The sequence below is a fragment of the Anaeromyxobacter sp. SG66 genome (genome assembly GCF_022690805.1).
GTDB classification, from domain to species: domain Bacteria; phylum Myxococcota; class Myxococcia; order Myxococcales; family Anaeromyxobacteraceae; genus Anaeromyxobacter; species Anaeromyxobacter soli.
In genome coordinates, this window is sequence record NZ_JALCZC010000024.1 from 38,582 (window position 1) to 53,204 (window position 14,623).

The following is a 14,623-nucleotide window of genomic DNA, read 5'->3' on the forward strand; positions in this document are numbered from 1 at the left end:
CATGTGGTTTGAAGAAAATTCAAGTCGCCTCGCATTTGACCTCTCCGGGGCTGCGGAGACCGCTCGGCCGGAAGGAGCAAGGACGGTCGAGCGAGCGGCCGCCGGTGAGGGTCGGGTGTGCGGCGCCGGGAAGGCGTCGAGCGTGGACGGCTCAGGCGCCCGCCTTGAGCTTCCGCCACAGCGTGGAGCGGCCGATGCCGAGCCGACGCGCGGCCTCCGACTGGTTGCCGCCCACCTCGTCGAGCACGCGCCGGATGAGCTCCCGCTCCTGCTCGTCGCGGGCGGTGCGCAGGTCCGTCGGCCGTGCGCCGGCCGCGCTGCCGGAGGCGGGCTCCCTGCGGCGCGCGGGCGGGGCAGCCTCTCCCGGCCCCTCCTCCGCGAAGAGCTCCGGCACGATCCGGCGCAGCGCACCCTCCGCCACGGCCGCGTCCGGCTCGCGGTCCGCGAACAGCACCGCGACGCGCTCGACCACGTTCTCGAGCTCTCGCACGTTGCCCGGCCAGGAGTAGCCGTCGAGCCGCGGCAGCAGCAGGGTGAGCGCCCGCGCGTGCGCGCCGGGCGCGCCGTGGCGGAGGAGCGCGCGCTGCAGGAGGTCCGCCGCGATCGCGGCGAGGTCCTCCTCGCGGTCGCGCAGGGGCGGCAGGTGCAGCTTCAGGATGTTGAGCCGGTAGTAGAGGTCGTCTCGGAACTCGCGCGCGGCGACCGCCTGCTTGAGATCCTTGTTGGTCGCGGCGATGACGCGCACGTCCACCGGCGTCGGGTCGTTCGAGCCGAGCCGCAGCACCTGCCGCTCCTGGAGCACGCGGAGGAGCCGGGTCTGGAGGGTCATCGGCATGTCGCCGATCTCGTCGAGGAAGATGGTCCCCGTGTGCGCCGCCTCGAAGAGGCCCGGCCGCCCGCCGCGGCGCGACCCGGTGAACGCGCCCTCGTCGTAGCCGAACAGCTCCGACTCGAGGAGCGCCTCCGGGAAGGCGGCGCAGTTGATGGCGACGAAGGGGTGGTCGCGGCGGGTGCTCGCGTTGTGGATGCCCTGCGCGACGAGCTCCTTGCCCGTGCCGCTCTCGCCCGTGACGAGCACCGTAGCGTCCGTGCGCGCGTAGCGCTCGGCGAGGGCGCGCACCTCCTGCATCGCGGGCGAGCTGCCGGCGATGCTCGAGAGGAGGTGACGCGCGACGAAGCGCCGGGGCCGGTAGCGGGAGCGCAGGTTCCGGTCGAGCCGCTGGATCGTGCTCGCGTCCTGGCAGGTGAGCACCGCGCCGCGCGGGCCGCCGCGCTGCCTGAGCGGGATCCGGTGCACGACGAGGGTGCGGTTTCCGATCCGCTGCACGTCGTCGAGCTCGGCGTTCCCGGTCTCGAGCACCCGCGCGAGCGAGAGGTCGGGCGCGAGCTGCGAGAGCTTCCTGCCGAGGACCTCGGCCGCGGAGGCGGCGAGGAGCCGCTCCATGGCGGGGTTCACGGACTGGATCCGCTCCTCGGGGTCCACCGCGACGACGCCCTCCACGAGGTGATCGAGGATGCCGCGGAGCCGCTCGCGCTCGGCGTCCTCCGCGTGCACGGCGCGGGCGACCTCGATGGCCTGCTCGATGGCCTCGCAGACCGAGTCGCGCGCGTAGAGGAGCACGGTGCGGAGCCCGGCCCTCTCGGCGACGTCGCAGACCGGCCCCGGGCCGACGACGACCTCGAAGCCGCGCGCGGCGAAGTCCGCCACGGCGGCGCGCGCGTCCTCCAGCGTCTCGTAGGGTCGCTGCTCGAGGACGACGCCCAGGCTCTCCGCGAAGGCCTCCACGCCCGCGAGCGCCTTGCGGAACGGGATGGCCGCGACGCGCCGCGCGAGGCGGCAGGCCTCGGCGAGCGCCTGGAGGACGTCGCTCGCGGAGGGGGAGACGAGCACCACCGGCACCGGCGCGTGGTCGCGGAGGTAGGCCGCGTTCCAGCCCGCCGCGACGAAGACGTCCACCTCCTCGCCCGACTCCACCCGCGCGCGCGCGATCTCGAGCGCCTCCTCGAAGACCTTGTCGAACACGCGGACGTCGGCCGCGCCCGCGTAGCTCGGCGCCACGCCCTCGAACACCTGCCTCAGGCGGCTCGTGCTGAACACCCAGATGATCGGCCGGCGACTCGGGTCGGGCATCGCGTCTCCGTGGTGCTGTTGCAGAGATGAAGCATATCTGTGTCAGCGTGGAACAGGGAGGCCGAACGGGGCGCTGAACGCGTCCAGGAGTCGCGGCGGGCGTTCCCGCCGCGCGAACTGGAGCGGCGGGGGCGTGCGAGGCCAGCGCCGGAGGTGTTTCAGCGGTGAGGCAGCCCCTCGTTCATCCCGCCGCCGGTCGGGACGCGCGATCCCGCCGGAAACCTTCGTGACGGCGGGGGGATGCGTTCGGGCTTGCCTCGGGACGCGGCCGCGGTCCGCTCGATGCACACCGTCCTCGCATGAACCTCGAGCTGACCGAGGCGCAGAAGGCGATCCAGACGACCGCGCGGGAGTTCGCGCAGGCCGAGCTGGAGCCGGTCGCCGCGCAGCTCGATCGGGAGTTCGACCGCCGCGTCTTCGTCGCGAACCTCAAGAAGCTCGCCGACCTCGGCCTCACCGGCCTCGAGGTGAAGCGCGAGCACGGCGGCTCGGAGGCGGGGGCCATCGCCTTCAGCGTGGCGATGACCGAGATCGGGCGGGTCTGCGCCTCGACCGCGACCACCCTCGTCCTGAACGACATGGTCGCGGAGGTCATCCAGGACATCGGCACCCCGGAGCAGAAGGCGCTCCACCTGCCGAGGCTCTGCGCCGGCGAGTACCCCGCCGCGAGCTTCGCCCTCACGGAGGCCGGCGCCGGCTCGGACGCCGCCGCGGTGGCGACCACCGCCGTGCCGGACGGCGACGGCTGGATCCTGAACGGCGCGAAGCGCTTCACCATGAACGCGCCGTTCGCGGGCGTCTTCCTCGTCTGGGCGGTCACCGACCGCGCCGCACCGAAGGGGAAGGGGATGAGCTGCTTCCTCGTGGAGGCGGGGACGCGAGGGCTCCGCGTCGGCCGGACCGAGGACAAGCTCGGCCAGCGCGCCACCGCCACCACCGAGCTCGCGTTCCACGACTGCCGCGTCCCGCGCGGCGCGCTCGTCGGCCGGCTCAACGACGGGTTCCGCATGGCGGTGACCGAGCTCGCCCGGGCCCGCATCGGCATCGGCTCGCTCGCGCTCGGCATCGGCCTCTCGGCGATGGACTTCGCCACGCGCTACGCCTCGCGGCGGGTGCAGTTCGACGACAGCCTCACCGCGCTGCAGGGCGTCCAGTGGATGATCGCCGACGCGTACACCGACCTCGAGGCGGCGCGGCTCCTGCTCCTGAGCGCCGCCTGGCGGAAGGAGCGCGGCCAGCCGTTCGTGAAGGCGGCCTCGATGGCGAAGCTCTTCGCGACCGACGCGGCGAACCGCGCCTGCTACACCGCCATGCAGCTGATGGGCGGCGCCGGCTACACGCGCGCGTACCCCGTCGAGCGCTACGCGCGCGACGCGCGGCTCACCTCGATCTACGCGGGGGCGAACGAGCTCCAGCGCGTGATCATCGCGGGAGAGATCCTGAAGGAGCTCGCGTGAGGCGCGGCCTGCCCGCCGCCTCGCGCGAGGCGGGATCGCCCGCGCACCCCGCGGAGGAGACCCGACCATGAAGACCCATCCCGCCCTCGACCTCGGCCTCGGCGAGACCGCCGACCTCCTGCGCCAGTCGGTCCGCGACTTCGCCGCGCGCGAGCTCGCGCCGCGCGCCGCGGAGATCGACCGCGCGAACCACTTCCCGATGGACCTGTGGCCCAAGATGGGCGCGCTCGGGCTCCTCGGCATCACGGTCTCCCCCGAGTACGGCGGCGCCGGCATGGGCTACCTCGAGCACGTGGTCGCGATGGAGGAGGTGAGCCGCGCCTCGGCCTCGGTGGGGCTCGCCTACGGCGCCCACTCGAACCTGTGCGTGAACCAGATCTTCCGGAACGGGAGCGACGCGCAGCGGCGGCGGTACCTGCCGAAGCTCGTCTCCGGCGAGCACGTCGGGGCGCTCGCGATGAGCGAGCCCAACGCCGGCTCGGACGTGGTGAGCATGCGGCTCCGCGCCGAGCGCAGGGGCGATCGCTACGTCCTGAACGGCAGCAAGATGTGGATCACGAACGGCCCGCACGCCGACGTCGTCGTCGTGTACGCGAAGACCGACCCCGCCGCCGGGCCGCGCGGGATCACCGCCTTCCTCGTGGAGAAGGGCTTCCCCGGCTACTCCACCGCGCAGAAGCTCGACAAGCTGGGCATGCGCGGCTCCGACACCTGCGAGCTGCTCTTCGCCGACTGCGAGGTGCCGGCGGAGAACGTGCTCGGCGAGGTAGGACGAGGGGTGAACGTCCTCATGAGCGGGCTCGACTACGAGCGGGCGGTGCTCGCGGGCGGGCCGCTCGGGATCATGCAGGCCTGCCTCGACGTGGTCCTCCCCTACGTGCACGAGCGCGAGCAGTTCGGCCAGCCCATCGGCACGTTCCAGCTCATCCAGGGGAAGCTCGCCGACATGTACACGACGCTCTCCGCGTGCCGCGCCTACGTCTACGCGGTCGCGCGGGCGTGCGGCGCCGGCCGGACGAGCCGCAAGGACGCCGCCGGCGCGATCCTCTACGCGTCGGAGCGGGCGACCCGGATGGCGCTCGACGCGATCCAGTGCCTGGGCGGGAACGGGTACATCAACGAGTTCCCCACCGGGCGGCTCCTGCGGGACGCGAAGCTCTACGAGATCGGGGCGGGCACGAGCGAGATCCGCCGTATGCTCATCGGCCGCGAGCTCTTCGACGAGACCGCCGCTTGAGCGACCGAGAGACGATGCGAGACACGCCGGCGAGCGAGGCGAGCCCGGCCCGGGCGGCGGCGACGAGGCGCCTCCGGGGCGGGGGCCCGGCCCCCGTCAGGGCACCGGCGCGCAACACCATCGGGAGACGGTTCGCATGAGCGTGCTCGAGAGCGCGGTGGATCCGAGGTCCGCGGAGTTCCGGCGCAACGCCGAGGCGATGCGCGGGCTCGTGGCCGACCTGCGCGAGAAGGTCGCGACGGTCGAGCAGGGCGGCGGCGAGCGGGCGCGCGCGCGCCACGTGGAGCGCGGCAAGCTCCTGCCGCGCGAGCGGATCCGCCAGCTCCTCGACGTCGGCTCCCCCTTCCTCGAGCTGTCGCAGCTCGCGGCCTTTGGGATGTACGGCGGCGAGGTCGCCTCGGCGGGGATCATCGCCGGCGTCGGGCGGGTGAGCGGGCGCGAGTGCGTGGTGGTCGCGAACGACGCCACCGTGAAGGGCGGCACCTACTACCCCGTCACCGTGAAGAAGCACCTCCGCGCGCAGGAGATCGCCCGCGAGAACCGGCTGCCCTGCGTGTACCTCGTGGACTCCGGCGGCGCGAACCTCCCGCAGCAGGACGAGGTGTTCCCGGATCGCGACCACTTCGGGCGCATCTTCTACAACCAGGCGAACCTGTCGGCGGCGGGGATCCCGCAGATCGCGGTGGTGATGGGCTCGTGCACGGCGGGCGGCGCGTACGTGCCGGCCATGTCCGACGAGAGCGTCATCGTGCGCAAGCAGGGGACCATCTTCCTCGCCGGGCCGCCGCTCGTGAAGGCGGCCACCGGCGAGGTGGTGAGCGCGGAGGAGCTCGGGGGCGCCGACGTCCACTGCCGCACCTCCGGCGTCACCGACCACTACGCGATGGACGACGCGCACGCGCTGCGCATCGCCCGCGGGATCGTCGGGAACCTGAACCTCGTGAAGCGCCCCGGGCTCGCGCTGCGTCGCCCGGCGGAGCCGCGCCACGATCCGGAGGAGCTCTACGGGGTGGTCCCCACCGACACCCGCAAGCCCTACGACGTCCGCGAGGTGATCGCGCGCATCGTGGACGGCTCCGAGCTCGACGAGTTCAAGCGGCTCTACGGGACGACGCTCGTCTGCGGGTTCGCCCACGTCTTCGGCTACCCGGTGGGCGTCGTCGCGAACAACGGGATCCTGTTCTCCGAGTCGGCCCTGAAGGGCGCACACTTCATCGAGCTGTGCGCGCAGCGGGGCGTGCCCCTCGTGTTCCTGCAGAACATCTCGGGCTTCATGGTGGGCAGCAAGTACGAGGCGGGCGGCATCGCCAAGGACGGCGCCAAGATGGTGACCGCCGTCGCGTGCGCCCGGGTGCCGAAGTTCACCGTGCTCATCGGCGGCAGCTTCGGCGCCGGCAACTACGGGATGTGCGGGCGCGCGTACTCCCCGCGCTTCCTGTGGAGCTGGCCGAACGCGCGCATCTCGGTGATGGGCGGGGAGCAGGCGGCGAGCGTCCTCGCCCAGGTGAAGCGCGACGCGCTGGAGGCGCGCGGCGAGCGGTGGAGCGCGGAGGAGGAGGAGGCGTTCAAGGCCCCCATCCGCGAGCAGTACGAGACGCAGGGGCACCCCTACTACGCGAGCGCCCGGCTCTGGGACGACGGGATCATCGATCCGGCCGAGACCCGCACCGTCCTCGGGCTCGGCCTCTCCACCGCGCTGAACGCGCCCGTCGAGGCGACCACGTTCGGCGTCTTCCGGATGTGACCTCGGAGACCCACGGCATGTTCGAGAAGATCCTGGTGGCCAACCGCGGGGAGATCGCCTGCCGGGTGATGCGCACGGCGCGGCGGCTCGGCGTGCGGACCGTCGCCGTGTACTCCGACGCCGACGCGCGGGCGCTGCACGTCGCGATGGCCGACGAGGCGTACCGCATCGGCCCGGCGCCGGCGCGCGAGAGCTACCTCGACGGGGCCGCCATCCTGGAGGCGGCGCGGAGGAGCGGCGCGCGCGCGATCCACCCCGGCTACGGCTTCCTCTCCGAGAACGCCTACTTCGCGGAGGCGTGCGCCGCCGCGGGCCTCACCTTCATCGGCCCGTCGGCGGCGGCCATCCGCGCCATGGGCTCGAAGAGCGCCGCCAAGAAGATCATGGGAGAGGCGGGCGTCCCGCTCGTCCCGGGCTACCACGGCGACGACCAACGCCCCGAGACGCTCGCCGCGCAGGCGGAGCGCATCGGCTACCCGGTGCTCGTCAAGGCGACCGCGGGGGGCGGCGGGAAGGGCATGCGCGCGGTGGCGGGGCCCGGCGAGCTCGAGGCCGCGCTCGCGGGCGCGCGGCGCGAGGCGCTCGCGGCGTTCGGCGACGACCGCGTCCTCCTCGAGCGCTACCTCGCGAAGCCGCGCCACGTCGAGATCCAGGTGTTCGGCGACACGCTCGGCGCCGTCGTGCACCTGTTCGAGCGCGACTGCTCCATCCAGCGCCGCCACCAGAAGGTGCTCGAGGAGGCGCCGGCGCCGGGGCTCGGCGCGGGCCTGCGCGAGCGGATGGGCAGGGCGGCCGTCACGGCCGCGCGCGCGATCGGCTACGTCGGCGCGGGCACGGTCGAGTTCCTCCTCGACGAGGACGGCCAGTTCTACTTCATGGAGATGAACACCCGCCTGCAGGTGGAGCACCCGGTCACCGAGCTCGTCACCGCCCAGGACCTCGTCGAGTGGCAGCTCCGCGTCGCGGCCGGCGAGCCGCTCCCGTGCACGCAGGAGGACCTCGTCACCGCCGGCCACGCCATCGAGGCGCGCGTCTACGCGGAGGACCCGGCGCGCGACTTCCTCCCCGCCACCGGGACCCTCACGCACCTGCGCGCGCCCGCCGAGAACGCCCACGTCCGCGTCGAGACGGGCGTCCGGCAGGGGGACGTGGTCAGCGTCCACTACGATCCGATGATCGCGAAGCTCGTGGTCTGGGACGTCGACCGGCCCGCGGCCCTGCGCCGGCTCCGCGCCGCGCTCGCCGAGTACCAGATCGTCGGCGTGGCGACGAACCTCGCGTTCCTGTCCGCCGTGGCCGCGCACCCGGCGTACGCCGCGGCGGACCTCGACACCCGCTTCGTCGAGCGGCACCGCGCCGGGCTCGTGGCGGAGGCGGCGCCGGTGCCCGACACCGTGCTCGCGCTCGCCGCGCTCGACGTGCTCCTCGCGCGGAGCGAGGAGGCGGCGGCGGCGGCGCGCGAGTCGCACGATCCCCACTCGCCGTGGCACCGGACCGACGGGTGGCGGCTCAACGCCGACGCCCACCACGTGCTCACCTTCGACGACGGCGAGCGGCGCGCCCGGGTCGTCGCGCACTACCGGCCCGGCGGCCACCTCCTCGAGCTCCCCGGCGGCACGATCCTCGCGCGCGCCGAGCGCGACCCGGCGGGCGACCTCCTCGCGGACCTCGGCGGCGCGCGGACGCGCGCGACCGTCGTCCGGGGCGGCGACGCGATCACGATCCTGACCCCCGGCCACGCGCACCGGCTCGGCCTCTTCGACCCGGGCGCCGCGGCGGCGGACCGCGACGCGGACGCGGGGCGGCTCACCGCCCCGATGCCGGGGAAGATCGTGGCGGTGATGGTGGAGCCGGGCGCGGAGGTGAAGAAGGGCGCCCCGCTCGTGGTGCTCGAGGCGATGAAGATGGAGCACACCATCACCTCCCCGCGCGACGGCAAGGTGGCGGAGCTGCACTACGGCGTGGGGGCGATCGTGGAGGAGGGCGCGCAGCTCCTCGCGCTCGAGGTCCACGAGGCCTGAAGGGGTCCTCGCGCCGGTCGCACCCGGCCCGGGAGGGGGAGCGAATGGCGAGCGCGGAGGAGCTGTACCGGCAGAGGCGCTGCACGCCCGAGGAGGCGGCCGCGATCGTGCGGTCCGGCGATCAGCTCGTCCTGCCGATCTGTGCGGCGGAGCCGACGCTGTTCGTGAAGGCGCTCGGCGCGCGCAGGCACGAGCTCTCGGGCGTCGTGGTGCACCAGCAGCACACCCTCACCGGCGCGTACCTCGACCGGGAGTCGGCGCCGCACGTGAGGCTCTGCTCCTGGTTCACGAGCGCCGCCTCGCGGACGGCGGTGCAGGAGGGCTGGGCGGACTTCGTCCCGAACCACTTCCACGAGGTGCCGCGGCTCCTCCGCGAGCACTGGCCGGTGGACGTGGTCGGGACGGTCGTCTCGCCGATGGACGAGGACGGCTTCTTCACCTGCGGCCTCTCCGTGGCCTACACGATGGCGGCGCTCGGCAAGGCGAGGGCGGTCGTGGTGCAGGTGAACCCCGCAGCGCCGCGCACCCGCGGGGACTGCCGCATCCACGTGTCCCAGGTGGATCGCATCATCGAGTGCGAGGACCCGCTCTTCGAGCTCGCGCCCGCGCCGGTGACCGAGGTGGAGCGGGCCATCGGCGGCTGCATCGCCGAGCTCATCGAGGACGGCTCCACGCTCCAGCTCGGGATCGGCGGGATCCCGAACGCGGTCTGCGCCGCCCTCACCGGCAAGCGGGGCCTCGGGATCCACACCGAGATGCTCACCGACGGCGTGGTGGACCTCGTGCGCTGCGGGGCCGTGGACAACTCGCGCAAGACCACGCACCCGGGGACGTCGGTCGCGACGTTCGCGCTCGGGACGCGCCGGCTCTACGACTTCATGCACGAGAACCCGGCCGTCGAGATGCACCCGGTCGACCACACGAACGATCCTCGGGAGATCGGCCGGAACGACCGCGTGGTGGCGATCAACTCCACCCTCGAGGTCGATCTCCTCGGCCAGTGCTGCTCGGAGGCGATCGGCCCCGCGCAGTGGAGCGGGAGCGGCGGGCAGGTCGACTTCGTGCGGGGCGCGAACCTGTCGCGCGGCGGCAAGAGCTTCATCGCGGCGCCGTCCACCGCGAGGAAGGGGACCGTGTCGCGCATCGTGGCGGCGCTCGAGCCCGGCGCCGTGGTCACCACCGGCAAGAACGACGTGGACCACGTGGTGACCGAGTACGGGGTGGCGCGGCTGCGCGGGCGGACGGCGCGGGAGCGGGCGCTCGCGCTCATCGCCATCGCCCACCCGGACTTCCGGCGCGAGCTCACCCTCGCCGCGCGGCGCCTGAACCGGATCTGAGCCTCGTCACGAGGCCCCGAGCAGCGCCTCGAGGCGCTCGAGGGGCGGCGGCTTCGGCAGGTGGGCGTCGAAGCCCGCCTCCCGGGCCTTCTCCAGATCCTCTCGCTGCGCGTAGCCGCTCAGGGCGACGAGGCGCGTGCGGCGCAGCCGCTCGTCCGCGCGCAGGGCGCGCGCGACGTCGAACCCGCTCATGTCCGGCAGGCCGATGTCGCACAGGACCACGTCCGGCCGCAGCTCGCCGGCGAGCGCGATCCCGGTCCGTCCGTCGCGCGCGAGCGCGACCCGGTGGCCCGAGAGCTCGAGCAGGTCCGCGAGCGACTGCCCGGCGTCGAGGTTGTCCTCGACGATGAGCACGCTCCGGCCCGTGGGCGCGTCGCGCTCCCGCGCGGGGCCCGCCTCCGCCTCGGGGGTCGGCGCGAGCGGCAGGGTGACGACGAGCTCCGCGCCACGGCCGGGGCCCTCGCTGCGTGCGTGCGCCGTGCCGCCGTGCAGCTCGGCGAGCCCGCGCACCAGCGCGAGCCCCAGCCCGAGCCCGCCGCGCGTGCGCGCGAGGCTGCGCTCCGCCTGCGCGAAGGGCTCGAACATGCGCTCGAGCTCGCCGGCCTCCATCCCGACGCCGTCGTCGCGCACCCGGAGCTCCGCCTGGCCCCGCGCCACGCCGGTGTGGACGGTGACGGTGCCGCCCTCGGGCGTGAACTTCGCCGCGTTCTGGAGCAGGTTCCCCACGATCTGCGAGAGGCGGGTCGGATCCCCGTCCACCCAGATGGCGCCGGGCACCGTGTCGAGGTGCAGCGCGATGCCGCGGGCGTCGAAGATGGCGCGGTGGTCGTCACACGTGCGGCGCGCGACGTCGCGCAGGTCGAGGCGGCGCGGCTGGAGCTGGATCTTCCCCCGCGTGACGCGGGTCACGTCGAGCAGGTCGTCCACGAGGCGGGTGAGGTGCTCCGTCTGGCGATGGATGACCTCCCGCGCGCGCGCGGCCTGGGGGCTGTCCGGCGCGGCGCGGGCGAGGAGCTGGATGCTGCTCAGGATCGGCGCGAGGGGGTTGCGGAGCTCGTGGGAGAGGACGCTGATGAACTCGTCCTTGCGGCGGTCCGCCTCGCGCAGCCGGTCGTTCGCCTCGCGCAGCGCGTCCCCGACCCGCTTGCGTTCGGTGATGTCGCGCGAGATGCCGAGCAGGCCGATGACGTTGCCGTCGGCGTCGCGGTAGGGCGTCTTGCGGGAGAGCCAGACGCGCGGGCGGCCCTCGGAATCGGGGACGTGCTCCTCGACCTCGGCCGGCGCTCCGGTCGCCATGATGCGCCCGTCGGTCTCCATGATCTGCCGGGCGACCGCGGGATCTGCGAGGAACTCGAGGTCCGTCTTGCCGAGGAGCTCGGCGGCGGGCTTGCCGACGAGCGCGACGGCGCCGGGGTTCGCGAAGCGCATCCGCCCGTCGCGGTCCTTCGCGAAGATGACGTCGCCCGAGGTGTCGCTGATCGCGCGCAGCAGGGTCGTGCTCTCGCGCAGCCGCTCCTCGGTGCGCTTGCGCTCGGTCACGTCGGAGAAGAAGACGGCGAAGTACCCCGGCTTCGGCCGGTACGCCGTCGCCTCGTACCAGCGGTCGAGATCCGCGAAGTGCCGCTCGTAGTGGACCGGCGCTCCGGTCCGGGCGACGTTCCCGAGGAGCTCGATCCAGCCGGCGGGGTCCTCGCGCAGGCCGGGCAGGACCTCTGTGATGCGGCGCCCGAGCACCGCGTCGCGGGACAGGCCGGTCTGGGTCTCGAACGCGAGGTTCGCCTCCTCGTGGACGTAGTCGACCGGGCGATCGCCGTCGAAGATCACGCGGCAGAGCGTGAACCCGCTCGTCATGTGCTGGAACAGCTCGCGGTACTTCGCCTCGCTCTCCCGCAGCGCCTGCTCCGCCCGCGTCAGCTCGTCGACCGTTCGCTCCAGCTCCTCGGTGCGCGCGCGGGCGCGATCCTCCTCCGCGCCCGGCTCGCGCGGGATGGACGGGATCGATCGAGGGCTCGGGTGCTCGGGCATGCAGGCTCCAGCCGGACGGCGTGCCCGGCGATCCCGCTTCCTTTACCGGGGCGGCCGGGTTCTTCAACGTCTCGCGCATCCGCCGTGCCCGGGCGGCCGGTCCGCCGCCCCGCGCTCCGTCAGCGCGCCTCCAGCACGACGAGCCCGCAGGCGGGGAGGACGACCTCCAGCACGCCGGAGGAGGATCGCCGCGGCGAGGCGCCGTCTCCGACGCCGGCGCCGCCGTAGACCGCGGCGTCGCTGTTGAGGATCGCGTGCCACTCCGCGTCGGGGAGGCCGGCGCTCTCGAGCAGGTACCCCGCCGCGAAGGGACGGTTCGCGAGGCTCGCGACGACGAGCAGCTCGGCGTCCCCGCGGAGGAACGCGATCACGCGGTTCGCCTCGTGGCGGTGCACCGTCGTGAGCCGGCGCGAGCGCAGCGCCGGCCGGCCGAGCCTGAGGCGGATGAGCTCCTGGTACCAGCGGAAGAGCCGTGCGCCGAGGCCGCGGCGCAGGCCGAGGAGGTCCTCCCGGTGCTCGAGGAAGTCGTCGTGGCGGTAGGGGTTCGCCGCCCCCACCTCCTCGCCCATGAGGAACATCGGCGTCCCCGGCGAGAGCAGCGAGAGCCCCGCGACGACCCGGCAGCGCGCCTCGGCGAAGTCGCGCGTCGCGCCGGCGAGGGGCGCACCCTGCACCGCGAGGACGATCGTGCGGGCGGAGCCGGAGGAGTTCCCCGCCTCGTCGTGGGACTCGTGGTAGACGACCTTGCGGTCCGCCGCGCCGTGCAGCGCGCCGTCGAAGCGGTCGATCCCGAGCGGACGGTCGTCGCCGTATCCCGCCTCGGCGAGGAGCGCGGCCCAGCCGCCCTCGGCGCGCGGTCCGGCGAGGTGGTGGAAGAAGTCCACGTACCAGGCGGCGTCGAAGCCGAGGCCTCCCTCGTCGAGCGGCCGGGTCACCTCGGCCCAGCCGGTGTGATCCTCGGCGACGAGCATCACGGAAGGGCGGATGAGGCGCAGGGTCCGCGACCACTCGCGGAGCATCTTCGCGCCGTAAACGTTGGCGCGCGGCACGGGGGCGCCGCCCGGCTCGTTCAGGCGGTTGTCGCGGTGGATGGCGTCGAGGAGGTCCACCCGGAAGCCGTCCATGTGGAACTCGTCCACGAGCATGGCGGCGCTCGAGGCGAACAGCCGGCGCACCTGCTCCTCGCAGTAGCGCGGCGCCCACCCGGAGGAGCCGTTGTTCACGTAGCCGCCCTCGGGCCGCGAGTGCTCCCCGGGCACGCCCTCGTACCAGTAGTAGAGGTTCCGCTCCGGCGCGGCCGAGTCCACCTGCCACTCGGCCCGCGCGGCGTTCAGGTCCCAGTGGTTGTAGACGACGTCCTGGATGACGGCGACGCCGCGGCGGTGACAGGCGCGCACGAACCGCATGAGGGCGTCGCGCCCGCCGGCGGTGACCTCGATGGCGAGGTGGTGCGAGTTGCCGTAGCCCCACGCGGCGTCGCCGCTGAACTCCGCCATCGGCAGGAGCTCGACCGCGTTCACGCCGAGGGGGACGAGGTGCGCGTCGAGCAGCGCCTCAGCGTCCTCGAGGTTCCCGGCGTCGGGACGGCCGACGCCGAGCGCGCCCACGTGGAGCTCGTAGATGACGAGGTCCTCGAGCCGGGAGGGCACCGGACGCGCGGGGTCGTACTCGTCGCACCAGAAGTCAGCGCAGCCGATGAACGCCTCTTCGCCGCGCCTGGGCGCCGGCACCGTCTCCGGGTCCACCACCGCCGAGCAGCTCACCGCCCCGTCGAGCCCGGCGGCCGTGCCGCCGTAGATGCTGCCCCGCGGGTCGAAGCTTCCCTGGCCCACCTGCCAGCGCGAGTAGAGGTCCGTGCGGTAGGACACCGACCCGTCGTCGCGCGTCACCCGGAACACGTAGGGCGTGAACTCGCAGCGGCCGTACTCGAGGAGCGCGGGGTCGCCGGCGCGGGTCTCCCAGATTCCCCCGCCGGCGGGCGCGAGCGGCAGCGGCGGCAGCGGGGCGCTCCCCGCGCCGTCGTCGGAGACGTAGCCGTTCGTCCCGTCGCCGAGCACCACCTCCACGGCGCGGGCGTTCGGCGCCCACAGGGCGAAGCGCAGCGCGCGAGCGCCGCCCTCGCGGGGGATCGGGTTCGCGCCCAGGCTGCGGCCGAGGGCGAGGTGGTAGCGCTCCACCTGACCGCCCTCCCGCAGCGTGAACGACCGCACGGTCCGGCGCGAGAGCGAGTCGTCCTCCTCCGTCGCGACGAGGCACCGGCGGCCCCAGGGACCGTCCCCGAGGACGTCCCACTCGAAGCGCTTGCCGACCTCGGTCGCAGGGAAGGACACCGTCGCCTCGAATCCCGGGCAGCCGTCCTCGCAGGTGGCCTCGGCCATCGGCCGCTCGCTCCACGCGCCGCCGGCGCGCCCGAGCGCGTCCCAGCTCCCGCGCAGCAGCGCGTTCGCGAAGCGCGACCTCAGGAGGCCGCTCGAGTACACGAAGCGTACGTCCGGCATGCGGAGCGTCTACGCGCGCCACCGGCGTGCGTCGAGGGCCCGCGCGGACGCGCACGAAAGGCGCAGGAGGCGCCGGCTCGCCGGGCGAGCGCGGGCCTCCGCCCGCGGCGGCCGGCGGGGGGGGTCCCGGGACGGCCGCCGCGGGGCGGGCCTCACCGCGCGAGCGCGGGCGT

8 protein-coding genes are annotated in these 14,623 nt (G+C 74.1%); 5 read left to right on the plus strand and 3 right to left on the minus strand.

What is annotated here, in order from left to right; genetic code table 11:
* Positions 1-151: 151 nt before the first annotated feature.
* A complete protein-coding gene (gene prpR, locus MNZ39_RS09520; protein ID WP_242337751.1) occupies positions 152-2,131 on the minus strand; it encodes a propionate catabolism operon regulatory protein PrpR in 1,980 nt (659 codons plus the stop codon).
* A 299-nt stretch (positions 2,132-2,430) separates the two neighbouring features.
* Here prpR and MNZ39_RS09525 point away from each other — a divergent pair, with 299 nt between their 5' ends.
* From MNZ39_RS09525 to MNZ39_RS09545, 5 genes are all read left to right on the plus strand, one after another.
* Positions 2,431-3,588, plus strand: coding sequence for an acyl-CoA dehydrogenase family protein (locus MNZ39_RS09525; protein WP_242337753.1), 1,158 nt, complete (start codon positions 2,431-2,433; stop codon positions 3,586-3,588).
* Between the two features lie 67 nt (positions 3,589-3,655).
* Positions 3,656-4,825 (plus strand): isovaleryl-CoA dehydrogenase, encoded by a 1,170-nt coding sequence (locus MNZ39_RS09530; protein ID WP_242337755.1) that lies wholly within the window; start codon positions 3,656-3,658, stop codon positions 4,823-4,825.
* Positions 4,826-4,961: 136 nt separating this feature from the next.
* Complete coding sequence (locus MNZ39_RS09535; RefSeq protein ID WP_242337757.1) at positions 4,962-6,569, plus strand: carboxyl transferase domain-containing protein; 1,608 nt, start codon at positions 4,962-4,964, stop codon at positions 6,567-6,569.
* Between the two features lie 17 nt (positions 6,570-6,586).
* On the plus strand, positions 6,587-8,590 hold the full coding sequence (locus tag MNZ39_RS09540) for an acetyl/propionyl/methylcrotonyl-CoA carboxylase subunit alpha (protein ID WP_242337759.1): 2,004 nt from the start codon (positions 6,587-6,589) through the stop codon (positions 8,588-8,590).
* A 44-nt stretch (positions 8,591-8,634) separates the two neighbouring features.
* Entirely contained in the window at positions 8,635-9,927 is a 1,293-nt protein-coding gene (locus MNZ39_RS09545; RefSeq protein ID WP_242337761.1) for an acetyl-CoA hydrolase/transferase family protein, read from the plus strand.
* Between the two features lie 6 nt (positions 9,928-9,933).
* Here MNZ39_RS09545 and MNZ39_RS09550 read toward each other — a convergent pair whose 3' ends face one another.
* Together MNZ39_RS09550 and MNZ39_RS09555 are read right to left on the minus strand one after the other, a co-directional pair.
* Entirely contained in the window at positions 9,934-11,952 is a 2,019-nt protein-coding gene (locus MNZ39_RS09550; RefSeq protein ID WP_242337763.1) for a PAS domain-containing protein, read from the minus strand.
* Between the two features lie 119 nt (positions 11,953-12,071).
* A complete protein-coding gene (locus MNZ39_RS09555) occupies positions 12,072-14,450 on the minus strand; it encodes an alpha-amylase family glycosyl hydrolase (protein WP_242337766.1) in 2,379 nt (792 codons plus the stop codon).
* Positions 14,451-14,623 lie beyond the last annotated feature (173 nt).

Coding starts and splice junctions, on each gene's coding strand:
- prpR (WP_242337751.1), bottom strand. CDS start 2,131: ATGCCCGACCCGAGTCGCCGGCCGATCATCTGGGTGTTCAGCACGAGC.
- MNZ39_RS09525 (WP_242337753.1), top strand. CDS start 2,431: ATGAACCTCGAGCTGACCGAGGCGCAGAAGGCGATCCAGACGACCGCG.
- MNZ39_RS09530 (WP_242337755.1), top strand. CDS start 3,656: ATGAAGACCCATCCCGCCCTCGACCTCGGCCTCGGCGAGACCGCCGAC.
- MNZ39_RS09535 (WP_242337757.1), top strand. CDS start 4,962: ATGAGCGTGCTCGAGAGCGCGGTGGATCCGAGGTCCGCGGAGTTCCGG.
- MNZ39_RS09540 (WP_242337759.1), top strand. CDS start 6,587: ATGTTCGAGAAGATCCTGGTGGCCAACCGCGGGGAGATCGCCTGCCGG.
- MNZ39_RS09545 (WP_242337761.1), top strand. CDS start 8,635: ATGGCGAGCGCGGAGGAGCTGTACCGGCAGAGGCGCTGCACGCCCGAG.
- MNZ39_RS09550 (WP_242337763.1), bottom strand. CDS start 11,952: ATGCCCGAGCACCCGAGCCCTCGATCGATCCCGTCCATCCCGCGCGAG.
- MNZ39_RS09555 (WP_242337766.1), bottom strand. CDS start 14,450: ATGCCGGACGTACGCTTCGTGTACTCGAGCGGCCTCCTGAGGTCGCGC.